This is a genomic window from Pseudomonas sp. Irchel 3A5 (genome assembly GCF_900187575.1).
GTDB classification, from domain to species: domain Bacteria; phylum Pseudomonadota; class Gammaproteobacteria; order Pseudomonadales; family Pseudomonadaceae; genus Aquipseudomonas; species Aquipseudomonas folii.
Map to the genome: position 1 here is coordinate 42615 of NZ_FYDU01000006.1, position 26369 is coordinate 68983.

Genomic DNA, 26369 nt, shown 5'->3' on the forward strand with positions numbered 1-26369 from the left:
CTTAAAGACTGTTGATCAGCGTGCTGAAAATGGACTGCGCCGCTTTGATGATCTGCGAAGACGCGGTGTAGTACTGTTGATACTTGATCAGGTTGGCGGCTTCCTCATCGAGGGAAACGCCGGATATCGCATCGCGTGAGTTTTTTGACTGGGTCAACAGTGCGGCAGTCGCTGTGGTATCGCTAAGCCCCTGAGCAGCCGCCGAACCGACGTTTGAAACCAGCGTTCCGTAAGCGCCAGACATGCTCTGTCCGACCGTACCGTTGACACCCACCGTCTGTTTGGTCTGCAGAGCCAACAAGTCGGTCGCATTGCGGTTGTCGGCAGAACCCGCGCCGGTCAGGCCAATGTTGTAGGCATCATTGTTGTTGGGCGACCCCGCGATGGTCATCTCGACCGAAAAGGACTGAGCAGCGCTGGCAGAATCGGTGTAACCCACATTAAAGGTCAGCGTGTTGCTTTGCCCTGGCACAATATTGCCAGTGATGGCGCTACCGTTCTTGTCCAGCACCGCGTTGCCCTGAGCGTCCAGCAACTGATAGCTCTGAACACCCCCTGACGCCGTGCCGAACAGCAGTTTCATCGGCGTAGAGGTGGTGATTGCGTTACGCAGGTCCGCTGTTGCGACCGTGTCGTAGATGTCCGATTTAGTCGTGAGTGTCGGCTGGGTAAACGTACCGGTACCCGAGTTGGCAGCAGCGGTCGCCGTAAGCGGTGCAGCAGCGGCAAGACTGCGCGGATCGGAAATCACGGTTGACAACTGTGCCGCCGCATTGCGGGTCGGCGTCAATTTGAAGCTGTCACCGAACCCCATGTTGTTGCCATTGAGGCTGACCGAGAAGCCGTCGAACTGTTTGGGCGGATTGTCATCGAGACTGCCGCTGCCGACAGAAGTACCGTCCGGCAAAGAACGAACAATAAATTTCTTGTTGTCACCGGCGTCGTTAAAAACAACCTCGTAATCGCTGGAGGTCAATTTGCTGGTGTCAGTGATCGTGACATCAAGATTGCCTGAACCGGCAGTGTTGGTTGCACGACCGATGCTGCGCTGGCTGATCTGACTCGGATCATTGATGCTGCTGAACAGGTTGGAGCCAAAGTTACCGTTAGCGTCGATACCCTGATTCAACTGGCTGTTGACCTGATCGGACAGCACCAGCGCAACCCGGCCGAGCTCGTTGGTCGCCGGGGTCAATACCTCGCTGCGGTAACGCAGCAGACCACCGATACTGCCGCCAGTGATGACCGACGTGACATCTACATTCGCGGTGCCGTAAGTCAGCTTGAGGCCGTATTGCAGCGGATCGGTAGCGCTCGGTGAAGCCGTCATGGTGTAGGCGGTGTTGCCTGTAACCAGCGACTGCCCGGTACCGATGTAAACGTCGTAGCTGCCGTTGTTCTCGACCACCTTGGCACCGACCAGCTCATTGAGCTGGCGCACGGCCTCGTTACGCGAGTCGAGCATGGTATTAGGTGTCGCGCCGGTCGCCGTCGCCGACGTGATCTGCTTATTGAGCGAGGCAATGGTCGACGACAGCTTGTTGACCTGATCCGCCGTGGAAGACAACTGGCTGTTAACCGAAGCGTTCTGCGAACTGAGCTGTGAGCTGATCGAGTTGAAACGACCGCTGAGCGCGCTGGCCTGGGTCAAAAACAGTTGCCGGGAGTTCGAGTCGGTAGCGAGTTTCGACACCCCTTGCAACTGGGTGAAAAACTGCGACAGCGACGTAGCAATACCGGTGGCGCTGTCCGACAACAACTTATCGGTCTGGGACGCTTGCCCTGAGTAAGCCACCGCATCGGCACTCAGCGCGGTGCTGGTTTGCAATTGGGCATCCATGTAGCTGTTGTAGATCCGACGAACGTCGGACAGCGTCGTCCCGGTGCCGATATAACCAGCACCCAGATTCTGCTGCAACGAAGCAGTGGTCATGACCTGCTGACGCGAATAACCCGCGGTATCCACGTTGGCCGTGTTGTTACCGATGGTGTTCATCGCGGCACTGCTTGCTGACAGCCCAGATAACCCAATTGAAAGCAGCGACATGATTAAAACCTTATAAAGTCGTGGAAGAGCCCGTAGTGGCGGCGTAGTTCTGGTAACTCTTCATCTGTTTCGCAATCTGCGAAATCTTGCTGGCATAGTCTGGATCCGTAGCGTATCCAGCCTTCTGCAATTCTTTTACAAACTGTTCTGGGTTATCGGCAGAATTCACGACTTCTTTATAGCGATTGTTGTTCTGCAACAGGCTGACCAGGTCGTGGAAGCTGTCTGCGTAGGAGTCATAGGAACGGAAGTCCGCCGTCTCTTTGACCATCTTGCCGTCACGGAACTCGCTGGTAATTGCCCGCGCCTGCTTGCCGTCCCAGCTACCCGTCGCCTTGATGCCGAACAGGTTGTGACTGCTGCTGCCATCCTGCTGACGCATGATCGACTTGCCCCAACCGGTTTCCAGTGCGGCTTGCGCCACCAGGATCGCCGGATCGACGCCGATGCGCGCAGCAGCATCCTTGGCCAGCGGCAACATGGTCGCCATGAACTCATCGGAATTGCCGAACGCACGCTTGGCCGGAGCCAACGGCGGCTGAGCAATACTGCGCACGTATTGCGGGGTCGCTGGCGCGAGATTCGGGTCCATGGTCCAGTCGCCGTTTCCGCTGCCCGTGCTTTTACTGGCGACGTTGCTGCGCGCAACAGGCGACAGCTCAGTGGCACCCGACGGCACGATGCCCGCCAGCAGACGATCCGTAAGTTTGCTGGGCAATGCCAGGCGGCGGGAATTGAGCGCAGCCACATCGTTGCGCCCTTCTGCCACTGCAGCGGTCTTGTCACTTGAGGCTGAACGGGTTGCCCACAACGGCCGTTGCTGAACGCTGGCAGCCAGGCCGCTGGCAGCGGTCGAAGCATCGCCTTTTGCCGCATCAGCTGTAGCAGCCGTGTGCATGTTGCGAGTCTTGGACAACTGACGCATCAGCACGTCTTGCAGGCCGATACCATTGCCACGCCCGGACAACGTCACGGACATCTGCTGGTCGTACATATCCTGATACTGCCGGGTTGCGGCGGTATTCATCGGATTGTCCTTGGCCAGCACTTCGTTGGCAGAACGCATCGCCTTGAGCATCTGACTGACGAACAGCGACTCGAACTCCTGCGCAACCTTTTTCAGGTTGGCATCGCTGTTCACATCACCGGTTTTCAACGAGCTCAGGCGATTGAGGTCGGTGTACGCACCTGAATCGATACCTGAAGAAACCGCGCTCTTGGGCATGTCCATTAACAGTGTCCTCAGATCACGATCAGGTCGGCCTGCAAGGCGCCGGCCTGTTTCAATGCTTCAAGGATTGCCATCAAGTCGCCGGGCGCAGCGCCCACCTGGTTAACGGCACGGACGATCTCATCAAGCGTGGTACCAGGACCGAACTTGAACATGGGGTGCAACTCTTGCTGAGCATTAAGCTTGGAGCGTGGTACCACCGCCGTCTGACCACCGGACAGTGCGCCTGGCTGGCTCACGATCGGGTCTTCGGTGATGGTCACCGTCAGGCTGCCGTGAGTCACAGCAGCGGGCGAAACCTTAACGTTCTGACCGATCACGATGGTGCCGGTACGCGAGTTGATGATGACTTTGGCCGCAGTCTGACCCGGATCGATTTCAAGGTTTTCCAGCACTGACAGATAGTCAACGCGCTGCCCCGGATCCAGCGGCGCGGTCACCCGCACCGAACCGCCATCCAGCGCCTGAGCAACGCCAGGACCGAGCAAGTCATTGATCTTGTCCACCACGCGCTTGGCAGTGGTGAAGTCCGAACGGTTGAGGTTCAGGGTCAGCGTGTTGCCCTGATTGAAGCCACTCGGCACTGCTCGTTCAACAGAAGCGCCGCCAGGAATACGACCGGATGACGGAACGTTGACCGTGATTTTCGAACCGTCGCGGCCCTCGGCATCAAAGCCGCCGACCACCAGGTTGCCCTGAGCGATGGCATAGACGTTACCGTCGACACCTTTCATCGGTGTCATCAACAGCGCACCGCCCCGCAGGCTTTTCGAGTTACCGATCGACGACACGGTGATGTCAACGGTCTGGCCTGGTTTGGCGAACGCAGGCAAGTCTGCATACACCGCCACTGCCGCGACGTTTTTCAACTGCACCGTGCCGGAACCGGCCGGCACCTTGATGCCAAACTGGGCCAGCATGTTGTTGAAGGTCTGCAAGGTAAACGGGGTCTGAGTGGTCTGGTCACCCGTTCCGTTAAGCCCCACGACCAGGCCATAACCGATCAACTGGTTGGCCCGTACGCCGGAAATACTGGCGATGTCCTTCAAACGCTCGGCATGGGCGCCGAACGCGGTAGACAACAGCAGTGCTGCCGCGAGCAATTGCTTGAGATTGATCATGTTTATCCCGCTATCAGAAAGGGAACAACGGGCTGAGGAAGAACCGGTCAAACCAGCCTGGCTGGCTCGAATCGGCAAATGCACCAGTACCTGAATACGTAATGCGCGCATCGGCCACGCGAGTGGACGAAACGGTGTTGTCAGTCGCAATGTCGTCAGCACGAACCAGGCCGGCGATACGCACCAGCTCGTCACCGGTGTTCAGCGTCATCCACTTCTCGCCGCGGACTGCAAGGATGCCGTTGGGCATGACGTCGGCAACGGTCACCGTGACCGAACCGGTGAGGCTGTTGCTCTGGGCAGCCTTGCCATCACCGGCAGTGGTGCGTGCGCCGTTGTAACCAGCGCCGAGGCTCAAATCGTTACTGCCAATCGGATTATTGGTCGTCAGCCCCGACCCGAACAGCGAGGTCAGGCCGATGTTTGCCGTGCTGTTCTTGGAGATGCCCGAGCTTGCAGCCTTGCTCGCGGCCATCCGCTCCGACAAGGTAATAGTGATGATGTCGCCGACCCGGAAAGCCTTCCGATCGCCATACATGTTCTGCTCGAAACCCGCCTGATAAATCGAGCCATTGTTTGCCGCTGCGGGCAATGGCGTACGCGGCATCACCGGCGCGTAATAAGGGTCATTAGGCTTGGCATTAGGCGCAACGCAGCCTGCCAGCAGAGCGATTCCACAGAATGGCACCACCAACACAGAAAACCGCAGAACAGATAGCCGTTTCATGACACTTAAAACCTCGCGGTGTAACTGGCGCCGGGCAGGCGCCTCATCGAATTGAGCGGGTACAGCAACAGGTCAAACAGGTCGATCAAGGTGTTACAGATTCTGCGTCAGGTTCTGCAGCATCTGGTCAGCCGTCGAGATGACTTTCGAGTTCATCTCATAAGCACGTTGAGTGGTGATCATGTTGACCAACTCTTCAACGGTGCTGACGTTGGATGCTTCAAGGGTGTTCTGCAGCGTGGTACCCAGACCGTTCAGGCCAGGCGTACCGACTTGCGGCGCACCACTGGATGCTGTTTCCAGGAACAGGTTGCCGCCCTGCGCTTGCAGACCCGCCGGGTTGATGAAGTCAGCCGTCTGGATGTTGCCGATAATCTGTGGCGTTGCAGTCGCACCGGCTAAGGTGATCGACACTGTGCCGTCCTGACCCACTGTGAAAGTCTGGGCGTTCTGCGGCACTACGATGGCAGGTTCCAGCGCGTAACCATTGGCGGTCACGATCTGGCCGTTGCCGTCCAGGTGAAACGTACCGTCACGGGTGTAGGCGATAGTGCCGTCAGGCTGCATGATCTGCAGGAAACCACGACCGTTCACTGCGATATCCAGTGGGTTTTCGGTGGTTTCCAGGCTGCCGGCGGTGAAGTTTTTCTGCGTACCGACGATGCGCACACCGGTACCCAGTTGCAGACCGGACGGCAGTTCGCTGTCCTGAGTCGACTGAGCACCCGGCTGACGCTTGATTTGATACAGCAGGTCCTGGAATTCAGCGCGATCACTTTTAAAGCCTGTGGTCGATACGTTTGCCAGGTTGTTGGAAATGGTCGTCAGGTTCATGTCCTGAGCGGCGAGACCGGTTTTCGCGACATATAGTGCAGGAAGCATTCTTTCTCTCCTCGTGCGTCGGTTTATCGACGCAAGCTGTCAATGGTTAGCCCTGCAAGATGCGCGTGGCGGATTCGTCATTCTGCTCAGCGGTTTTCATCATCTTGACGTGCAATTCAAACTGGCGGGACAAGGCCAGAACGGAAGTCATTTCTTCCACGGCATTGACGTTGCTCGCCTGCAAAAAGCCCGACTCGACCTGAACGTTGGCGTCGGCTGGAGCCGCTGCACCGCTCTTCAGGTGGATCAGGCCATCTGCGCCTTTTTCCATGGTGCCCACATCTGGCCTGACCAGTTTGATACGGTCGACCTGAGCCATGACTTGAGCGCTCTCACCCAGCGAGCGAACGCTGATGGTGCCGTCGGCGCCGATTTCAATCTGTTGCTGCGGTGGCACGGCGATAGGACCGCCGTTGCCCATGACCGGCAAACCATTGCCAGCCCGAAGCACACCGACGGCATCGATATTCATGCCTGCGCTGCGTGTATAAGCCTCGCCACCATCGGGCGTCTGAACGGCAATCCAGCCATCACCCTTGACCGCAATATCGAGGTCACGACCGGTCTGGATCATTGCGCCGCCACTGAAGTCAGTACCGGGACGTTCGCTCATCGCATAGGCACGGGAAGGCTGAACCTCGCCAAACACCGGCATCGAACGCGCCTGTTCGAGGTCACGCATGAAGCCGTTGGTCGAGACGTTAGCCAGGTTGTTGGCATGGGCCTTTTGCGCAACGGCGTTTTCAGATGCACCGCTCATCGCGACGTAAAGCAACTTGTCCACAGTCATCCTCCTCTGACAGACGTTTGCCGTCTGTAGCTGTTCTAACAGGGAGATAGCAATATCCGGACCAACTTGTCGGAGATGATACAAAGCACTGATTGTTCAGCAAAAACAGGCGTGCTCGTCGTGGAGACTGAAGCACGGGATGGAAATGCGGCGGCGGATTGCCACATTTCCTGCGGAGCTCGGGTTGGGCCGCCAAAAAAACTACGCTGTGTGTTCCGTGTAGTGATTTTTGTGTACATATCCGTTGTTGGGGTGACGGCTGATATTGGTTGCGCTTTTACAGCGCCTCACTTTTGAACAGCGCAAAAGTAAGCAAAACGCTCTTGCCCCACCACTGGGTGCCTCGCTGTCGCTCGGCATACCCGTAATCCGACATTGCTGCGTGGGGCCGCCGCCACCGGCCATCCATGGCCTGAGGCGGCTAAACCGGCATCCCTGCCGGTTTGCCCCACACAACAATATCGAATTCCGGCCGGCGTGGTTTAACGGGGCGCCTAAAATCAAAAGCAGATCAAAAGCAGCGGTTTCACCGCGGACCGGTAGGAGCGAACTTGTTCGCGAGACGTCAGCACAGCCAACGAATACATCGTCTGACACACCGCTTCGCAGCCTTCGGCAGCTCCTACAGAAACCCGGAAAGTTCACACAATCAGGTCGGCTGTCAGGCCGCCGCGTTTTTGATTTTGATCTGTGGCGCCCCGTTAAACCACGATGGCCGCCCGCAGATTCTGAACCGTGGGCAACCCGGCAGGACGCCGGGTTAGCCGCATTGGGCCATGGATGGCCCGTTGCGGCGGCCCACGGTTCAGGATCTGCGGGCGGGTACACCGAGCACCAGCGAGGTGCCAAGTGGTGGGGTAAGAGCGCTTTGGTTACTTTCGCGCTCTTCGAAAGTGACGCGCTGTAAAAGCGCAACCAATAGAAGCCATGAACGCGACAACGGATATGTACACAAGACATAAAAGATCTGTAGCCCCCCCACACAGTGATAGTCTTGCACCCAGCACTTACCCCCGAGAGCACCCGCCAACCGACATGAAAACTCATGCAGGTTTTACCTTGATCCTTACCGCAGCCATTGCACTGGCAAGCATCACCGTGCAAGCGAAAAACGCCCGCTACTACCGGTGGCAAGGTGCGGACCGCATCGTCTGTGCGCAAACCAGCCCCGGCGAGGGCTGGAAGCGACTGAATGGCTCCTTTATCAAACCCGACTGTTCAATCTGATCACGTCGATTGGATCAACGTCTGCATCAACGTCACTTCGGTTGAAATCGCTTTAGAGTTCGCCTGATAGGCCGTCTGCGCCTGAATCAGCTCAATCAACTCATCAGCCAGCGTCACGTTGGAACCCTCCAGCGACTGACCAATAATGACCCCCAGCGTCCCGACACCCGGCTCATCAAAATTGGCAGGCCCCGACGCACGCGTCTCGCTCCAGCGCGTGTCACTCTGCGGCTGTAACCCCTGAAGATTAGCGAAACTGGCAAGCATCACCTGACCGACATCACGAGTCAGACCGTTGGTAAAACCCGCCCGCAGCACGCCATCGCGCCCCATCGTCAAACCGCTTAATTTCCCCGAAGGATGTCCATCCACCTGCTGTGCCGAACGATTCGAAGCACCGTTGTGCTGGCGCAACCCCGTCAAATCAATGGCAATACCGCCGTCGCTGCCCGCGGCACCATTGGATACCCAGCGCTCACGACTGGTCCCGCGATCTTGAACAATGGCTGGCACCCAGCCCTCGAGCTGCAGGCTATCTGCGCCATTACCGGACAGCCCCGGCATACCGACCAACGACTTCAACGAGCCGTCTCGATTGAAAACAACGTTGGCCGTCAAAGGCTCCATCGACTCCGGCGATTGAGGATTACGGTCATTGATCAGCACATGCATCCGCCAACTGTTGGTCCCGTCCTTGACGAAGTATTTCTTCAGCTCGTGCTGATTGCCCTGACCGTCAAAAATCGCGTTGGCAAAGACTCTGCTGTAGGTCTTCAGGTTGGTGGGGTCGAAGACCGGCACGGGCCGGACCATCACGGCATCACTATCGTCGAGGGCGCTTGTAGCACCATCGTTCAAGGATAAAGACACCGCCCCGCCATCCGCAGCACCATTGACCACCCAATTACCGTTCACCTCTTTGGCTGGCCTCCAGCCGTGCAGCGAAAACTCGGTGTCCGATACCTTCCGGATGTGTTGTGTGTTGCCAGAGTATTGCAGCGTTCCGTTCGCTGTTTTCTCCAGCGTGACATGCTGCGGAGTCGTGCTACCAGGATCTGCAGGATTACGGCCATCCACCAACACATACATCGACCATTGATTCTCGTCGGTCTTGACGAAGTACTGTTTGAGTTCGTGATCCACCGGCGGGGCTGACGCGACGCCTGCGTCCTGAATGGTTCGGCTGGTCATCCGCGTGTAAGTCGCAGGGTTGGCCGGATCAAATGCAGGCAACTGCGCAAGGGACGGCAGTGACGTATCCAGATTGACTGTTTCGGCAATCTTCGTGGTTGCCTTGGGCGCAATATTGGAAGCATCAATTTTCAGGTCGCTGCGCACCCCCGTCATGATCTCGCCCCTCTCGTTGCCCGCGTATCCCTGCAAACGCGCGCCTTCGCTGTCGACGATAAAATTGTCGGCATCCTTGAGGAATGCTCCGGCACGCGTATAAGCCAGCGAACCGCGCTCACTGACCACAAAGAAGCCATTGCCCTGGATCCGCATATCCAGGGGGCGGCCCGAGGTGGTCATGGTGTCACCCTGATTGAAGTTCTGTCGCACCTCCGATAAACGCACACCATCACCGGCAGCGTTCTGCCCACTCCCCAGGTGTGAAGACGAATACAACGCGGAGAACTGCGCACGCGAGGATTTGAATCCCACCGTTCCGGCGTTGGCAATATTATTGCCCGCCACTTCCAGCCGCTTGTTAGCAGCCTTTATTCCACCAATAGCAATATTAAACGACATTAAAACTCCCTTTAACCGTCAACGGCTTTTATTGAGGAGTTTTGATTCTCACATCATTGCGAGTAGGAAATTTCCATAGTCATTGAGTGACCGATCCGGGATTTAATATTCAATGTAGGACGTCGTTTATTATTTGACTCCCATAAAAAAGCCCCTTCAAAAAGGGGCTCTTCAAGCAGCTTATGCAGCGACGTTTATCACGTCATCTGGATAGTGGTCTGCATGATAGTGCTTTGCGTAGAGATCGTCTTCGCGTTCGCCTGATAGTTACTTTGCGCCTTGATCAGGTTAACCAGCTCTAACGTCAGGTCCACGTTGGAATCCTCCAGCGCCTGACCGGAAATGTCGCCCAGCGTACCCGACTGAGGAGCGCCGGTAACCGGAACACCTGAGGCGAAGGTTTCACGCCAGTTGGTACCACCGGCTGGAGACAGCCCCTGCACGTTGGCGAAGTTGGTCAGCGAGACCTGACCAATCACCTTGGATTGACCGTTGGTATAACTCGCAAACAGGTTACCGGTAGCGTCAACGCTCATGGAACTGATCTGACCAGTCGCATAACCATCCTGAGACTTGGTGATAGCGCCCGACACAGAAGCCGTTTGTGTAGTCGACAGCATGTCCAGCTGGATACCGCCTACAGCAGCAGCCGCGCCGTTATCAACCCAGTTGGGAACCGTTGCAGTGCCCGCGTTATAAGCCGGATTCCAGTTGGATATCTGGAACGTACCGTCGGCGTTAACCACGACATTCGCACTTGACGTCGGCAACGGGTCAGTGATCAGAGCCCCCGCAGAGTCAAAGCTCAACGTTGTCTGATCCGGCGTGGTAGCGGTCGCCAAATCAGCGTTGGTAGGGTCGCTGATGCTACGGCCATCAATCAGCGAGTACATCGTCCAGGTGTTAGTACCGGACTTGGCGAAGTACTGATCCAGAGTGTGCTGGTTCCCCTGTGAGTCATAGATCGCAGTGCTGATAGGGAAATTGTAAGAAGCGGTATTACTCGGATCGAACGGAGTGACAGCAGGCACCGTCGCGGTAGAGTTCATGTTCGACGCGAGCGAGATCTTCGCTGTCGGGTTTGGCGCCTGGTTCGAAGAGTCAACCCGTAGATTCTGGGAGACACCCGTTACCACGTTACCGTTGGCATCAACGTTATAGCCCTGCAGGTTCATGCCGGAACTGTTGACGATGTAACCTTCTTTATCGGTATGAAAAGCACCCGCGCGAGTGTACAGCTTCTCGCCGTTGTTGCTGATCATGAAGAAACCATTACCGTTGATTGCCAGGTCGAGGCTGTTAGCGGTGCCGGTGGTCAAGGTGCCCTGAGTAAACTGCTGGGACACTGCTGCGGTTCTTACACCACTGCCAACGTTGGTATTGCCGGAAGTACCGCGAATGGATTGCGCGTACTGATCAGCAAACTCCACACGGGAAGATTTGAACCCATTGGTTGCAACGTTGGCAATGTTGTTGCCTGCTACGTCGAGGCTTTTATTTGCTGCGTAGAGCCCACTAAGACCGGTATTGAATGACATGTAACACTCCTTCGCCGTCGAGTCGGCTCTAAATTCCGATAGTTTGTACTTTGGACAGCGCGATACTTTGACCGCCCGCCAGATTTAGTGTCATCTCTCCACCACTGACCCCGGTGGTCACACTGTTGACCGTGGCAGGCAAGTATGTGGCGAGGCCTGTTGCAGTACCGTCAAGAGAACCTGAAGCCACAAAGCTGTAGTTGCCGGAAGCGACTTTTTCACCCGCTTCGTTGGTGCCGTCCCAAGTGAAACTTGAGGTACCCGCAGATTGGCTACCCATGTCCACTGTTTTGACCAGATTCATCTGCGCGTCATAAATCTTGACGTTGGTTGTCGTGCTGGATGAAGGCACAACCACCGACCCCGTCATGCCTTTCGCGGTATCAACCGAGGTTGCACCGGCATTGACAACCACTGAACGGCCGACCAGAGAAGAAGCCTGCAGGGCTTGAGACGACTGATAGAGGCCAGCAATGCCATCTACGGTAGTTGTCAGGTTCTGCATGCTTTCCAGGCTGCTGAACTGCGCCAACTGGGCAACGAATTCCCCGTTATCCTGTGGCTCCAGCGGGTTCTGGTTCTTCATCTGGGTAACCAGCAACTGCAGAAACGCATCCTTGCCTAACGCGTCATTGGAACTGGTCTTGGTTGCAGTCGGGTTTTGCAGCGAACTTATGAATTTCGCGGATACATCGTTTTCAACGGCCATTACGCGCCCCTTATCACTGACCGAGGGTCAGGACTTTTTGCATCATGGATTTGGCGGTGTTCATGATTTCCGCGTTGGTCTGGAACGAACGACTGGCAGAAATCATGTCGGCCATTTCTTCAACGACGTTCACGTTCGGGTAGTACACATACCCATTGCCATCGGCAGACGGATGATTCGGCTCGTAGCGCGCTTCGAGGTTGGAAGCATCTTCAATGATGCCGTTGACCTGTACACCCTGACCGGCTTCACCCTGATCCTGGAACAGCGAACCGCCGCCCTGCTGGCTTTGCTGGAAAACTGTCGCGAACACCGGGTGACGGGCGCGATAAGTCTGGTCCATGCTCGAAGACACAGTCTCGGCGTTGGCGATGTTACTGGCGGTGGTGTTCAACCGAGTGGTCTGAGCACTCATGCCGCTACCGGCAATGTTGAAGACGTTGGCTAGAGACATGAATTATTCTCCACGAAGGGCTGCAACCAACCCTTTGAATTTACTGTTGAGCAAGGTGAAGCTGGCCTGGAAACCGACGGAGTTTTCCGCGTAGTTGGCGCCTTCCACTTGAGCGTCGACGGTGTTCTGATCCAGCGACGGCGCCGACGGTGTGCGATACATCAGCGTGCCGTCGGTGTTGCCCATGCCTTCAGCTTCGATATGACGGTTGTTGGTCATATTCATCGCAAACTTGCCGCTCTTGACCTTGTCGCTTTCGGCGGCCAGCACAGAAGAGAAGTCCAGATCACGCGCCTTGTAATTCGGCGTATCGGCGTTGGTGATGTTGTTAGCCAGGACCTCTGCACGCTGAGCGCGGAAGCTGAGTGCCTTTTCGTGAATGCCTAGCGCTTTATCGAAGCTGATGCTCATTTCGGGAAACCTTTACCGGTTGACCAGATTTTCTTGATAGAGACATAGCAATCAGCGTGCCAATCTGTGGAAAGCCCATTTTCACAGGGCTGCAGGGCTGAGCGGCAGGGGTGATGCCAGAAAAGCGGCAAGTCATTTCCGCTGAGAGCGGCATAAGCGGCAAGGTGAGTGCCGTAAAGTTGCCAGTTGCCGGGGTATGCCTGCATTTCCGCTTTAGCCGCACCGACGCCTTCGCGGGCAAGCCTCGCTCCAACAGTCGCTATCCGTTGGAGCGAGGCTTGCCCGCGAAGGCAATGGAACAGCTAGCAAATCAACATCTGGCACATCCAAGCTCACCGAATGCGCTCAGTCACTGCAGGGTAAAAACAAAAAAAGAGACCCGAAGGTCTCTTTCCTGAACAACAAAGAAGCTTACTTGGCCTGGTAGATAATCCCCGGGCTGCATTGCACCATCTGGTAATGATCCGGCAGACCATTCAGCGCCTCGGAAGCACCGAGGAACAGATAGCCGCCCGGCTTGAGTGTGCCGTGAATGCGCAGCAGGATGTCTTTCTTCACTTCAGCCGAGAAGTAGATCAGTACGTTACGGCAAAAGACGATGTCGAACTTGCCCAGACTCGCGTAGCTGTCCAGCAGGTTAAACGCACGAAACTCGACCCGGCTCTTGATCGGAGCCTTGACGGCCCAGCGACCCGGCGACTTGACGTCGAAGTAGCGCTGCAAGCGGTCCGGAGACAAACCCCGACCGATTGCCAGGCTGTCGTACTCACCCGACTTGCAGTTGGTGAGCATCAGCCCCGACAAGTCAGTGGCAACAATCTGCGCACCGCTCTTCAACTGCCCGGAATTGCTGCGCTCAAACTCGTCGATGGTCATCGACAGCGAGTACGGTTCCTGACCCGAAGAGCAGGCGGCCGACCAGATGCGCAGGCGCTGACCGGGAGCAGCCTTGATGGCCTCGGGCAGAACCTTGTTCTTCATCACCTCAAACGGATAGGTGTCGCGAAACCACAGGGTTTCGTTGGTCGTCATCGCATCCACCACCTGCTCGCGCAAACCGCTGCGTGGCTGTGACTGGATGCGCTGGATCAGTTCGCCAAGGGTTTTGATACCTTGTTGTTCCATCAACTTGTTGAGGCGACTGGAAACCAGGTACTGCTTGTTCTCACCCAAAAGGATGCCACAGGCTTTTTCCAAAAATACCCGGAACTGCTCGAAATCCAAATTACCCGTAGCCAAGATGCCGCCTCTCAAATCATGTAAAACCACCAGGAACGACGCCCCTAGCTGATGTCTGCTGCCTTGATTCTGTCCACAACACGTGCGGCGAGGTCATCAGGCCGGAATTTGGCAAGGAAGTCATCCGCGCCAACTTTCTTCACCATAGCCTGATTGAACACACCTGACAGAGAAGTATGCAAAACGATGTGCAGTTTTTGCATCCGAGGGTCATTACGAATCTCGGAGGTGAGCGTGTAGCCGTCCATTTCCGGCATCTCAATGTCGGAAATCATCATCAGGAATTCTTCTTCAGGCTTCTTGCCTTCAGCGACCATCTGCTTGAGGTAATCCAGTGCCTGACGACCGTCGTTAAGCGCAACCACTTCCACGCCAACAGTCTGTAGACAGCGGCTGACCTGTTTGCGCGCCACTGAAGAGTCATCGACCGTCAGCACTCGCAGAGAAATGGCCTTGTGATGGGTTTCCTCGTCGATCACACCGACAGACACGGCTTCCGACATCGGTGCCACTTCCGCAAGAATCTTCTCGACGTCGATGATTTCCACCAACTGGTTATCGACCCGCGTCACCGCCGTCAGGTAGTGATCGCGACCCGTTCCCTTGGGTGGCGGATGGATCTCTTCCCAGTTCATGTTCACGATGCGCTCGACCGAGTCCACCAGAAAACCCTGAACCTTAGTGTTGTACTCAGTGATGATCACGAACGCGTTATCAATCGACATCTGCCCTGGCAAACCGGTTGCCATGGCGAGATCGAGAATCGGGATCGTCCCGCCACGAATGTTCGCAACGCCGCGCACAATCCGACTGGATTTAGGCATCACAGTGAGCTTGGGGCATTGCAGCACCTCCTTCACCTTGAAGACGTTGATCCCATAAAGCTGTTTGCCATTGAGACGGAACAACAAGAGCTCAAGGCGATTCTGCCCAACCAGCTGTGTTCGCTGGTTCACTGAATCCATTACACCGGCCATGCTGCGACTCCCCTATCAAAGTAACCATCGCCACAGCACCTGGTCAGGTAAGCGGCACGGGCCTTGCTTTTCATACGTCATGAATGCAAAAACGACAATTTCCCGACACGCCATCTTCAAGAACCGCATCTTGCTCTGTTCGCTGGCTTTGCTGTGTCTTTCTGCCTTGGTGAATACCAGTCGGGCAGACAGTTTCACATTGCCTGAACAACTTATCGGCGTCACTCAGGGGTTTCTTGAATTCACAGTTGAAGAGTATTTGGCGACTGCCCAGATCGAAGGGCGCTACGAAATTGAAGTGCGTCAATTGGACCCTCGTCTTCGCATGCCTTTTTGCGACAAGGAATTGACAGCAAGCCTTGAAAGTCCGCGCCCCGTAGGCCGCGTGACTACCCGGGTGCGCTGCGAGGGCTCGTCGCCCTGGACGGTGTTTGTACCCGCCCAGGTGCGGTTGTTCCGCAATGTGGTGACTGCCGTTCGCCCGCTCAAGCGTGACGCGGTGATTACCGAGCAGGACATCGCCATGCGCGAGCGCGACATTGGTTTGCTGGGTCAGGGTTTTCTATCCGCTGAAGATCAGGCCGTTGGGCAAAAGATCCTCCGACCAATGGTCATCGACCAAATCATTGCACCCAACTTTCTGGAACAGCCCCAGATGGTAAAAAAGGGTGATCAGGTGGTAATCACCGCTCGCAGCGGCTCCATCTCCGTGCGGATGCCGGGCGAAGCGTTGTCTGACGGGACGTTCAACGAACAGATACGGGTCAAGAACCTCAACTCAAAGCGCATCATAAAGGCCAACATTACCGGGCCTGGACAGGTGGAGGCCCCTATGTGATCAGCTATGCGGCGCGATAGAACACTGGCGTGAAACGCTTGTTTTTCCTAGACTGCGAAACAACTTCTGCGGTTCGAGGTCCATTGGCTGCGCAAAACGCAAATGGATTTCACTTAGCAGGCTAAAGTTTTTTTGCATTTGGTCGAAACCATGGCAAGCGTCCAATTACCCAGAGGTTTTTATCATGGTCATTGACTTCAACAGACTGAACAGCGGCAACGCGGTTAGCGGCACGACACGTACCAACAGCGTTAAAGAAACAGGCAAGACAGAAGCAGCGGTTAAAACCGGCGCACTGGAAAAAACCGCCAGCACCGGCGAATCCGTAAAACTGAGCAGTGAGTCTCAACAGTTGCAAAAGATCACTGACAAGCTGGGCGAACTGCCGACCGTCAACAGCGCCCGCGTGGCGGAGTTGAAACAAGCGATCGCAGATGGCAGCTATAAAGTGGACAGCAACCGTGTAGCCAGCAAGCTGCTTAATTTCGAAGCTTCGCGCTAGCCCAATGCTCGCGCGGTATCTTCTGGACGCTTAAAAACCAGAGCATGCGATGCAAGACACTACTTTGCTTCAACTGATGACCGAAGACATGGTCCCGGCCCAGCAACTGCTGGAAATACTGCAGGCAGAATCGCTTGCCCTGATCGGCCGCGACATGGCCGAGATGGAGCATGTTCTGGCTAAAAAGCAGGCGCTGGTGGTATTGCTCGAACAGCATGGCCGCAAACGCAGCCAGATCCTTAGCGGGTTAGGACTGAGTCCGGACCGCAATGGCCTGAGCGCGCTTGCCGCCAGCTCCTCGCTGGGCGAACAGTTGATCAAGGCAGGCGACGAGCTGAGCGCAGTGATCACTCAGTGCCAGCTCGTCAACACAAAGAATGGCAGTTCTATCGTGATGCAGCAGGCTTCCACTGCACATCAATTACGAATACTGACCGGTGATATGCCCACGCTGTATGACAACCGTGGGTCAACATCGGGCCGAGCAAAGCCACGGCCGTTAAGCCAAGCGTAGTTTTCTGTATCAAGGCGCATTGCATGCTGGCAAAATGCCCGATATTGCGTTGCTGTCGTATTTTGCCTGGAGATGGAAAAAAGTGAATGGCTCAAGCGCGGACGATGCTCCGCAGCCCCCAAAGGTACTGAATACGCCTTTGGAAATTGCCGCCAACTTGCGGCTGCTACTTGAAAGTCATGATCCGCTGATCATTACTTTTCATGAGCGCACACAGCGTTTTCAAAGTTATTTGATCGAGGTCGACCGCGAAAGCGATGTCATCGCACTCGACGAAATGATCCCCCGTGACGGCGAAAAATTCCTCGCCAACGGTGAAGCGTACCGTGTCGAAGGCTTCCATGACGGCGTGCGAATCGCCTGGGAAAGCACCGACCAGATGACCATCCACGAAGCTAACGGCGAGCGTTTCTACCGCGGCCCGTTGCCAGCAGAAGTTATCTATCATCAGCGTCGCAATGCGTTCCGTGCAGCACTGAAGCTGGCCCAACTGGTCAGCATCGAGATGGGCGGCGACCGACTGAAATTCCCTTTAAGCGGCAAATTACTGGATATCTCGGCGACAGGTTGCAAACTTCGCTTTGAGGGCGACGTTTCAGAGCGTATGCAGCTGGGTCAGGTGTATGAGCGTTTCGTGGCTCAACTGCCCTTCGGCACCATGACAGCACCGGTTGAATTGCGTTATCTGCACTTCGAAGAAAGGGTCAACACGACCTTTGCCGGGATCCGCTTCCATAACATGAGCGGGCTGGTCCAGCGTCAGGTTGAGCGTTTTGTGTACCAACTGCAGCGTGAAGCGCGTCGTTTCGACAAGGATGACGACTTCTGACAGCAGTCTTGGGTTGCTAAAAAGGCGATTGCGCGGTGAGCGTAATCGCCTTTTTTGTTATACGAATTCTGCTGATCGAGACTTGCCTTTGAATTGCCTCTGCAGGAGTGCACGAGCAACGCGAGGCAGCGATGACGGCGGGTCAGGTATACCGCCATCGCTGCCTCGCGTTGCTCGTGAGCTCCTACAGATACAATCCAGTCCGCCCTACCCAATCCAGGCTAAGGCCGATTGATCTCTTCATCCTGCACAACCCCATCAGCCTCCCCTTCAGCCCTGGCCTCAACCGCCGCTTCAACCTCAGGCTCCGGCTCAACCACCGGTTCAACTGTTGTCTGCATCTGATCCTGAACCACCTGCTCATCGACCCGCGGGTCAAGCGCAACCACCAGCGGCGAACTGGACATGCTGTCCGGCATCGCGACGTGGTGCAGGGGTGCGTCGTCCACCTGGTGCAGGTGAGTCACGGCTTTAGGACGAATCAGCACCACGAGCACCAGCGACGTCAGGCACACGAACGCATAGAGCATGTTGGCCCCAAACGCCTTCATCAGAGCACCTGCGGCCAGCGGACCGATACTCGCGCCAATGCCGAAGGTCATCAACAACATAGCCGTCAGCGATACACGACGCTCACCTTCTACGTGGTCGTTGGCAAATGCGACGGCCAGAGGATAAAGGCTGAACTGAACCAGCGACACCACAAAGCCCACCACAAACAACACTTCCAGCGGCATGCTTGGCAGCAACGCTAACGGCAACGCAGCCAGTGCCAGCACCCCGGCAAACGCCCGCATCAACTGCGCACGGTCATAGCGGTCAGACAGCAAGCCCAGCGGCCACTGCACTAATAGACCAGCCATGATGCAGGACCCCATGAACATACCGACATGCTCTGTGGACAGCCCCTGCTGCGCAGCATACAGCGGTGCCAGACCGTAGAAGGCACCCACAATCAGTCCGGACCCCAGCACCGTCGTCAGTGATTGCGGCACCCGACTGATAAAGAAGCGCGGCTCCAATGGCGCAGGATGCAGCGGCGCCGGGTGAATGCTGCGAGTCATGGCCACCGGCACCAGACACAGGGCAAAACACATGGCAACCAGCATCAACAGCTCAGGCCCCAGCCCTGGGTGAACTACCAGAATCATCTGCCCCAGCACCAGGCCAAGGTAGGACGCGATCATGTAACCGCTGAACACCATGCCACGCTGTTTGGCGGCCGCCTGCTCGTTCAGCCAGCTCTCGACCACCATGTATTGGCACATCATGCCAAGGCCGACGATCATCCGCAGGAATAGCCAGGCCGGCAGCCAGTCGATCAGGCCGAGGCCCAACACCGCCGCCCCGACAATCCCCGCACAGGTGGCGTACGCACGAATATGCCCGACACGACCGATCAGGCGATGCCCTACCTTGCCACCCAGCACCAGACCCACGTAGTTGGCGGCCATCAACGCACCGATCCACAGGCCATCGACCTGGTCAGCGGACAATCGCAAGGCAAGGTACGTACTCAGAAGACCGGAGCCGGTCAACATCATCAGGGAGGCAAAATACAGCCCCTGAAAGGACTTCCAGATTTGGCGCATCGACTTTCCAAAAATTAGGAGCCGCCGGAATGGACGACTCCTGTAACACGATTCTTAAGCCTGGGCAGCCAGAATGCGCCGTTCCCAGGGGGTGATGTCATCAAAAAAGCTGGTCAGTTCCAGGGTCTTCGATGCGATGTAGCCTTCGATGAACTCAACGCCAAACAGTTCCTTGGCCAACTGACTGCGTTTCAGACGCTCCAGAGCGGCATGCAAGGTACATGGCAATGACAATTCATCCGGCACATGGATGTCGCCCTGGGTCGGTGGCGTTGGTTCCAGCTGCTGATCGATACCATGAAGCCCCGCTGCAAGACTCGCAGCTATCGCCAGATAAGGATTGGCGTCGGCTCCCGGCAAGCGGTTTTCGACCCGTCTGGCCGAGGGACCGCTGGCAGGGATACGCAAACCTGCTGCACGATTATCATGAGACCAGCAGGCATTGTTCGGCGACGCAAACGGATGACACAGGCGCTGATACGAGTTCACATTAGGCGCAAGCAGCGCCGTGAAGTCGGCCATGCAAGCTTGCTGACCGGCAATAAACTGCCGGAACAGCCCCGTTGGCTCGCCCTGCTCATCACTGAACACATTCGCGCCCGTGACCGAATCAACCACGCTCTGATGGATATGCATCGAACTGCCCGCCGTATGCGCCAGCGGTTTTGCCATACACACCACGATCAAACCGTGCTTGAGCGCCACCTCCTTGAGCAGGTGCTTGAACAGAAGCGTCTGATCGGCCAGCAGCAGCGGATCGCCGTGAAGCAGATTGATCTCGAACTGGCTGACGCCCATTTCATGCATGAAGGTGTCACGGGGCAAACCCAGTGCCGCCATGCACTTATAGACCTCGCTAAAGAATGGCCGCAAACCGTTGTTGGAGCTGACACTGAACGCCGAATACCCTTCCTCGCGACGGCCATCGATCCCGGCTGGCGGCTGAAAAGGCCTGGCCGGATCGGGATTTGGCGCAAAGACAAAAAACTCCAACTCGGTGGCAACCACCGGCGCCAGCCCACGCTCGGCATAACGGGCGATAACGGCTTTAAGCAAGCTTCGGGTCGACAGGTTACAGGCTCCGCCGCCCAGTTCCTCGGTATCACAGATCGCCAGTGCACGAGGCTCGGCACTCCACGGCAAGCGATGGATCTGCTGCGCATCGGGGATCATTGCCACATCACCGTCGTCGCTACCGTAAAAACGCGACGACGGGTACCCGCCCATGATGCATTGCAACAGAACACCCCGGGCCATCTGCAAACGCCGACCTTCAAGGAATCCGTCGGCAGTCATCACTTTGCCGCGGGGTATTCCATTTAGATCAGGGGTGATGCATTCAATTTCATCAATGCCCGTCAATCTCTGCGCGAGCGGGTTTTGGCCATCGCTGGTCATGACTCGAATCCTTCCTTTTCTTACGAACCGCTTCGTAGCTGGACGTACAAAATACGCACCACGTGTGAAGACTTTCAAGTATCAGAGGCTGATCAGCAGCAGGAGCAACCCGAACAGCTGAAAAAAACCCACCGTTCAAGGTGGGCTAATCAGTGCGCCGGAGTAACCGCCCTGTGTTGGAGAGCTCAGTAAGCGACGACTACGGCAGATAGATAGAAAACAACCCACCCCCCAAAGCACCGCCATTAGCCAGCTCAATCCGCCCATGCACCCCATTACGCTGATGCTGCTCGGCAATACGAGCGGCGAAGTAAAGTCCGAGGCCGGTGCTGCCGCTGGCCTGGTTGATACCCAGTGCGTAATCAGCCTGCTTCTCAAGCATGCTCGCGGAAAAGCCTGCGCCGTCGTCATTGATCGCGATGCAGAGCTGTCCGCCTTCTTCGCTGACGGTGATGGCAATGGTCTTGCGCGCGTAACGGATGGCGTTAATGATGACGTTACCCACCACGGTGCCGATCAATTCGCGATCGAAAAAACCCAGAGGGATGAGCGCATCGACATCGCAGGTTGCCACGATGCCGCGACTGTTCAACACCTCTTGATGATGAGCCAGTTGGCCTTCGATGAAGTCGTCCATCTCATGGTAATCAGGGCGCAAGGGCAACTGGTTGACGTCCAGCTTGTAGAGGCCGAGTAACTGCACGAGCATGCCATTGAGCCGGGCAAACTCGTACTCGATCACACCATGTTCCGGGGTGTCTCGTTGCTCGTTGGTCAACTGTCCCAGCCATCGGTTGTGGGACTGGCCCAAGGTCGACAGGGAGTTCTTCATATCATGTACCGTCGACGCAATGACCATGGAGAAATCCATACTCGTTTCGTTTTCGCTCATGCTCCAAATGCCTTGCTCTGCAGTTTTTGATAACGCTCGAAACGCGGGTCACTCTCCGGCATCTTGCCAACCATTCTCAGGCAGGCGCGACACTCTTCCAGTTTTGCTGCGTCAGGTGCTGTCGCCATGGAATGGAGCAATGCCTGCGCCAGGTTCAAGGCGATACTGATGTTCTTGGCTTGCAGTGCCAGAGCGCGACGGAAAAAATCCTGCGCATCGTTGAGATTACCGGCCTTGTAGGTGCGCACGCCCTGAACGTTGAACTCGATGGCGGCTTTGTTGGCACCAAGGATCGCGGGATCATCCGTCTGCTTGGCGATGCTCTGCATCACCTGGGGATCATCACCGTAAATCTCGGCGCAGCTTTTCAATACACCCGCACCCGCCTCTTCATGCCCGAGACTCTGCAACTGCGAAGCCACGGCCAAAGCGGCGTCGGCGCTCAGGAACTGGTCCATGTTCTGCAAGCGACCCATCGCATCCGCAGTCAGCTTGGCAGCCATCTCAGGATCGGAATGCTTGACGCTGGCGGCCTTCATCAGCCGCGTGCGCACCTGCAGCCCCTGGTCGGCACCATTCTCCTTAGCGACGTCACTCAGCGTCTGGTTGATCTCGACACGAGCACGCGCGTCGAGGCCTTGATCACCACCCCGACTGATCAATGCCTGAGCGAAACCAAGATTGGTTTCCGGGTTCTTGAAACGCGAAAACTGGCCTTGGTTGACCGCTTGGCGAAAGGCCTTGGAAGCACCGTCAAAATCGTTGTTGTCCAGCGCCAGCTTGCCGAGCAATGTTTGTCGGCGCACTGCCAGTGGAGAAATCTTGACGGCGTCTTCCAGCACTTTCTGGGCACGCACCACATCACCACGTGCAACCAGTGCCTCGGCCAGGCCGTCGTAAAGCGTTGGCATACCGGGAAAGGTTTTTATCGCCGCATCAAAAACGGCCTGGGCATCGGCGTGCTTGTTGCGCTTGAGCAATAGATTGCCCAGTGCTGCGTACGCCCAAGGGGCCGGGCGATCAGCCAGAATCGACTTGAGGAATGCTTCAAGGGGTTCAAATTGTTTGAGGTCGCGCAGCGCGTCCGCCTTGTACCGCAGACACAGCGGTGCATAGCGCGGGTCCTGCTTGGTCAGGGCCACGCAGGCGGCGAGCACTTCGGCAGGCTTGCCGCGATCCAGCGCCTGCAGGATCGGCTTGAGCACGCCCTTGCGCTGCACCAGCTTCTCAAGACGTTGTGCCAGGCCTGCCCGGTTGAAAGGCTTGGTCAGGTAAGCATCCGGCTCCCATTCCAGTGCACTCATCACCATTGCCTGGCTGTTTTCCGCCGTGACCATGACAAACACGCTTTCGTGGCTCAGCAATCGATCGACCATAAGGTCTTCGAGCACATGCTGGCCGTTTTTCTTGCCGTCACCCAGATTGAAGTCATGCAGGACAAAATCGTAGCGCTTCTGCGAACACATCTTCAGCGCCTGCTCTCCGGTGTCGGCAGTGTCTACATCCCTCACCCCCAACTCACGCAGCATGGAGCGCACCGAGCTGCGGAAGTCGGAGAAGTCGTCGACGATCAGAAAACTTTTTTGGTTGTACGCCAGCATCAGGGATCCTGTCAGGGAAGAAAGAAGATGAGCCCAAAGGCAAACATATAGACGGGTCCAGCTTCGCTGCCCATTTTTGGCGTGCAATTACCAGCCAATAGCGTTACGCCATCATGCAAATTCTACATCAAAGCTCTGCTCCAGAGCTCTGAACGGCACCTTGCGGCCCTGCCTGGTTCACGCACATCACCACCGCGTGAAATCAAACGGGCTATCGCCGATATGAGGTTTATCGGCACGCCGCCAGTTTTCTGGAGCCTGAATGATGGCTGGTGTCTGTGTTTTGATAGGCGCTCTGTGAGAGTCCGAAATCGAGCTGCAAAACAGAAAAACTCACAAAATAAGTTTCTGTAGGAGCGCACGAGCACCGCGAGGCCGCGATTGCGTTCTGTCTGACACACCGCAATCGCGGCCTCGCGGTGCTCGTGCGCTCCTACAGCACCACTGTTTACTGAGCGACTTGAGCATCAAAAGCAAGGAATTCGAAAAAAACTTGCGTATCCCCTGTCCCCTTTTTTCGCCTCACCGGTCATCACAGGTAAGTGAACAAATATGAGAGCTTAACTCCATGTCCCCAGCGTCGCCTTTCCGTTTGCGCCCCTTGCTGCATTTCAGCCTTTTACTGACTTTGAGTTCCAGCCCCCTCTTCATTTCGTCCAGTTGGGCCGAGGGCACAGACCGTCGCACTTACGAGGTGCCAGCTGGCAGTCTGGGCGCGGCGCTTACCCGCTTTGCAGGTCAGGCGGGGGTCAATCTGTCGGTGGACCCCGCACTGGTGAGCGGTCGTAACAGCGCCGGATTGTCGGGGGATTACGCAGTGGAAGAAGGTTTCTCACGCCTGCTGCAAGGTTCCGGCCTGCAACTGGTGTCGGTGGCGGATCATGCCTACACGCTGATCCCTGCTCCGGAGGGCAGCAGCAGCCTGCAATTGGCACCCACCTCGATCCTCGGCGCAACAGGCTCGACGGATGGCCAGGCCTACGCCGGAGGCCAGGTGGCTCGCCGCGGTTCGCAGGGCATGCTCGGCTCGCGGGACTTCATGGACACGCCGTTCAGCATGACGACTTACACCAGCAAGACGGTGAAAGATCAGCAGGCCAGAACCCTGGGCGATCTGATCGCCAGCGATCCCTCGGTACGCGCGACCAACCCCGCTGGCGGGCGCTACGAGCAGTTCACCATCCGTGGCCTGAGCCTGTTCAACAGCGACGTGTCCTATAACGGTCTTTACGGCATTCTGCCGACCTACACGATCGATATGGAAATGGCCGACCGGGTGGACATCCTCAAAGGCCCGAGTCAGCTGGTCAACGGCATCTCTCCCCGAGGCAGCGTCGGTGGCGGCATCAACGTGGTGCCCAAGCGCGCCACGGACAAGCCCATCACCGAGCTCACCGGCAGCTACGCCTCCAACAATCAGCTGGGAACCGCCATCGACGTCGGCCGCAGGTTTGGTGACGAAGGTAAGTTCGGCATCCGCTTCAACGGCGTCAAACAATCAGGCGACACCGAATGGGACCACCAGAGCGTCGACCGTGAAATGGCCGTGCTGGGTCTGGATTTCCGTGGCGAACGCCTGCGGCTATCAACGGACATCGGGCACACCGAGCGTGACACCGATGCCCCCCAGGAACGCGTACAGATCGGCGCCAACGCAAAAGTCCCCAACGCCAACGACGTGCGTCGCAACTACGCGCAAGCCTGGAGCCAGGCGCGCACCCGGGATACGTTTGGCGCAGTGAACGCTGAGTATGACGTCAGCGATTCGGTCATGGTGTACGGTGGCGTGGGCGCTCGCAAAAGTAACCACGATTTTCTCCGCCATGCGGTTTCAATCACCAATAACGCAGGGGATTTCAGCGTCCAGCCTCGCGACTTCACCCGCGATGAAAATGTCCGTACGGCCACTGCAGGCGTCCGCAACTGGTTCCAGACCGGTCCTGTGAGCCATGAGGTCAATCTGGCCGCCAGTTACTTCTACATGGACTTCGAAAATGGCGGCGCGCGCTATGCCGCATCCCCTAGCAATCTGTTCGACCCAGTAGACACACCGACACCCAGCAACCCCACTCGCCAGGACGACAAGGTCTACACCGAGAACCGCTACAGCGGCCTGGCCTTGTCCGACACCCTGGGCTTCTTCGATGACCGCTTGCTGCTGACACTGGGCGCACGCTGGCAGCGGGTGAAAGTTGATGACTGGACCAATAACGTCAAAGGCGACACGGCTTACGACGAAGAGAAGATCTCACCTTCGGGCGGCATCCTTTACAAAGTGACCGATCAGCTCTCGGTATACGCCAACTACATGGAAGGCCTGAGCCAGGGCAAGATCGCGCCTTCTACCTCGATCAACGAGGACGAGATTTTTCCGCCTTTCATCAGCCGTCAGGTCGAAGTCGGTGCCAAATACGACCACGGTACATTCGCCTTCACCGCCAGCATGTTCAGAATCAAACAACCGGCTTACGAGACCAACGCCACAACGCGAGTCTTCGGCCTTAACGGCAAGCGTGAAAACACGGGGGTGGAACTCACCATGTTCGGTGAGCCGCTCGACGGCTTCCGCCTGCTCGGCGGCGTAATGTACATCGACAGCGAACTGACCAATACCGTCAACGGCACCTTCGACGGCAAGCGAGCTCCCGCCACACCGGAATACAACGTCAATCTGGGCGCCGAGTGGGACGTGCCGAATGTTCAAGGCCTGACCCTGACCAGCCGTGGCATCTACTCCAGTTCGCAGTACCTGAACCAGGCCAACACCAAGGAAATCGACTCATGGGAACGGTTCGACGTAGGCGCGCGCTATGCGTTCAAGGTTGATGACAAGGACGTCACGCTGCGCGCCAACATCGAAAACGTCATGGACAAGCGCTTCTGGAGCTCAGCGGGCGCATCGGATGACAGCGAGCCAGGGCTGACGCTTTCTACGCCACGGACTTATCTGGTTTCGGCGACTATCGGGTTTTAAGCACTACAGGAAGAACAACGCCCAAGGGGTGTTTACATGGTAAAAAAGGCTTTGTAGGAGCGCACGAGCAACGCGAGGCCGCGATAGCGATCTGCCTGAAAACCGCAATCGCGGCCTCGCGTTGCTC

At 56.7% G+C, this 26369-nt stretch carries 23 protein-coding genes; 6 read left to right on the forward strand and 17 right to left on the reverse strand.

Annotation, left to right across the window (positions count from 1 at the left end; translation table 11 throughout):
* Position 1 precedes the first annotated feature (1 nt).
* The 6 genes from flgK to CKW31_RS11155 all read right to left on the reverse strand — a co-directional run bounded on the left by flgK (position 2) and on the right by CKW31_RS11155 (position 6792).
* Positions 2-2047 carry a flagellar hook-associated protein FlgK gene (gene flgK / locus CKW31_RS11130; RefSeq protein WP_095094552.1) on the reverse strand — a complete coding sequence of 682 codons (2046 nt, stop codon included), beginning with the start codon at positions 2045-2047 and terminating at the stop codon, positions 2-4.
* 10 nt (positions 2048-2057) lie between these two features.
* On the reverse strand, positions 2058-3278 hold the full coding sequence (flgJ, locus tag CKW31_RS11135; RefSeq protein WP_095094554.1) for a flagellar assembly peptidoglycan hydrolase FlgJ: 1221 nt from the start codon (positions 3276-3278) through the stop codon (positions 2058-2060).
* An 11-nt stretch (positions 3279-3289) separates the two neighbouring features.
* A complete protein-coding gene (locus CKW31_RS11140; protein ID WP_095094556.1) occupies positions 3290-4399 on the reverse strand; it encodes a flagellar basal body P-ring protein FlgI in 1110 nt (369 codons plus the stop codon).
* A gap of 13 nt (positions 4400-4412) precedes the next feature.
* A complete protein-coding gene (gene flgH / locus CKW31_RS11145) occupies positions 4413-5126 on the reverse strand; it encodes a flagellar basal body L-ring protein FlgH (RefSeq protein ID WP_027898282.1) in 714 nt (237 codons plus the stop codon).
* Positions 5127-5219: 93 nt separating this feature from the next.
* Positions 5220-6008 (reverse strand): flagellar basal-body rod protein FlgG, encoded by a 789-nt coding sequence (gene flgG / locus CKW31_RS11150; RefSeq protein WP_027898281.1) that lies wholly within the window; start codon positions 6006-6008, stop codon positions 5220-5222.
* A gap of 46 nt (positions 6009-6054) precedes the next feature.
* On the reverse strand, positions 6055-6792 hold the full coding sequence (locus CKW31_RS11155; RefSeq protein WP_095095135.1) for a flagellar basal body rod protein FlgF: 738 nt from the start codon (positions 6790-6792) through the stop codon (positions 6055-6057).
* A gap of 1041 nt (positions 6793-7833) precedes the next feature.
* Between CKW31_RS11155 and CKW31_RS11165 the strand changes: the two genes are divergently transcribed.
* Entirely contained in the window at positions 7834-8025 is a 192-nt protein-coding gene (locus CKW31_RS11165) for a hypothetical protein (protein WP_095094558.1), read from the forward strand.
* Here CKW31_RS11165 and CKW31_RS11170 read toward each other — a convergent pair whose 3' ends face one another.
* From CKW31_RS11170 to CKW31_RS11200, 7 genes are all read right to left on the reverse strand, one after another.
* Positions 8026-9774 (reverse strand): flagellar hook-basal body complex protein, encoded by a 1749-nt coding sequence (locus CKW31_RS11170; protein WP_095094560.1) that lies wholly within the window; start codon positions 9772-9774, stop codon positions 8026-8028. It lies immediately after the preceding gene.
* A gap of 197 nt (positions 9775-9971) precedes the next feature.
* Entirely contained in the window at positions 9972-11312 is a 1341-nt protein-coding gene (gene flgE, locus CKW31_RS11175; RefSeq protein ID WP_095094562.1) for a flagellar hook protein FlgE, read from the reverse strand.
* Between the two features lie 28 nt (positions 11313-11340).
* Positions 11341-12021 (reverse strand): flagellar hook assembly protein FlgD, encoded by a 681-nt coding sequence (locus CKW31_RS11180; protein ID WP_095094564.1) that lies wholly within the window; start codon positions 12019-12021, stop codon positions 11341-11343.
* A 13-nt stretch (positions 12022-12034) separates the two neighbouring features.
* Complete coding sequence (flgC, locus tag CKW31_RS11185; protein WP_027898659.1) at positions 12035-12475, reverse strand: flagellar basal body rod protein FlgC; 441 nt, start codon at positions 12473-12475, stop codon at positions 12035-12037.
* Positions 12476-12478: 3 nt separating this feature from the next.
* A complete protein-coding gene (gene flgB, locus CKW31_RS11190; RefSeq protein ID WP_095094566.1) occupies positions 12479-12886 on the reverse strand; it encodes a flagellar basal body rod protein FlgB in 408 nt (135 codons plus the stop codon).
* Between the two features lie 411 nt (positions 12887-13297).
* Positions 13298-14125, reverse strand: coding sequence for a protein-glutamate O-methyltransferase CheR (gene cheR, locus CKW31_RS11195; RefSeq protein ID WP_176469860.1), 828 nt, complete (start codon positions 14123-14125; stop codon positions 13298-13300).
* A gap of 44 nt (positions 14126-14169) precedes the next feature.
* Complete coding sequence (locus CKW31_RS11200; protein ID WP_027902539.1) at positions 14170-15102, reverse strand: chemotaxis protein CheV; 933 nt, start codon at positions 15100-15102, stop codon at positions 14170-14172.
* A 79-nt stretch (positions 15103-15181) separates the two neighbouring features.
* Between CKW31_RS11200 and flgA the strand changes: the two genes are divergently transcribed.
* From flgA to CKW31_RS11220, 4 genes are all read left to right on the forward strand, one after another.
* The gene (flgA, locus tag CKW31_RS11205) at positions 15182-15940 is read left to right on the forward strand and encodes a flagellar basal body P-ring formation chaperone FlgA (protein ID WP_095094568.1); all 759 of its coding nucleotides are present in this window, start codon (positions 15182-15184) and stop codon (positions 15938-15940) included.
* Positions 15941-16124: 184 nt separating this feature from the next.
* A complete protein-coding gene (gene flgM / locus CKW31_RS11210; RefSeq protein ID WP_095094570.1) occupies positions 16125-16442 on the forward strand; it encodes a flagellar biosynthesis anti-sigma factor FlgM in 318 nt (105 codons plus the stop codon).
* Positions 16443-16491: 49 nt separating this feature from the next.
* Positions 16492-16956, forward strand: a complete 465-nt coding sequence (locus CKW31_RS11215) for a flagella synthesis protein FlgN (protein ID WP_095094572.1) — start codon at positions 16492-16494, stop codon at positions 16954-16956.
* 82 nt (positions 16957-17038) lie between these two features.
* Positions 17039-17785 carry a flagellar brake protein gene (locus CKW31_RS11220; RefSeq protein WP_095095143.1) on the forward strand — a complete coding sequence of 249 codons (747 nt, stop codon included), beginning with the start codon at positions 17039-17041 and terminating at the stop codon, positions 17783-17785.
* A gap of 221 nt (positions 17786-18006) precedes the next feature.
* Here the strand turns inward: CKW31_RS11220 and CKW31_RS11225 are convergent, their stop codons facing one another.
* The 4 genes from CKW31_RS11225 to CKW31_RS11240 all read right to left on the reverse strand — a co-directional run bounded on the left by CKW31_RS11225 (position 18007) and on the right by CKW31_RS11240 (position 23268).
* A complete protein-coding gene (locus CKW31_RS11225) occupies positions 18007-19377 on the reverse strand; it encodes an MFS transporter (RefSeq protein ID WP_095094574.1) in 1371 nt (456 codons plus the stop codon).
* 54 nt (positions 19378-19431) lie between these two features.
* Positions 19432-20673 (reverse strand): glutamine synthetase family protein, encoded by a 1242-nt coding sequence (locus tag CKW31_RS11230; RefSeq protein ID WP_176469869.1) that lies wholly within the window; start codon positions 20671-20673, stop codon positions 19432-19434.
* Between the two features lie 301 nt (positions 20674-20974).
* Positions 20975-21667 (reverse strand): sensor histidine kinase KdpD, encoded by a 693-nt coding sequence (locus CKW31_RS11235; RefSeq protein WP_095094578.1) that lies wholly within the window; start codon positions 21665-21667, stop codon positions 20975-20977.
* Positions 21664-23268: a tetratricopeptide repeat-containing response regulator gene (locus tag CKW31_RS11240; protein WP_095094580.1), complete on the reverse strand. Its 1605-nt coding sequence runs from the start codon at positions 23266-23268 to the stop codon at positions 21664-21666. The genes CKW31_RS11235 and CKW31_RS11240 overlap by 4 nt, the downstream gene beginning before the upstream one ends.
* Positions 23269-23836: 568 nt before the next feature.
* Between CKW31_RS11240 and CKW31_RS11245 the strand changes: the two genes are divergently transcribed.
* Entirely contained in the window at positions 23837-26242 is a 2406-nt protein-coding gene (locus CKW31_RS11245; protein WP_095094582.1) for a TonB-dependent receptor, read from the forward strand.
* Positions 26243-26369 lie beyond the last annotated feature (127 nt).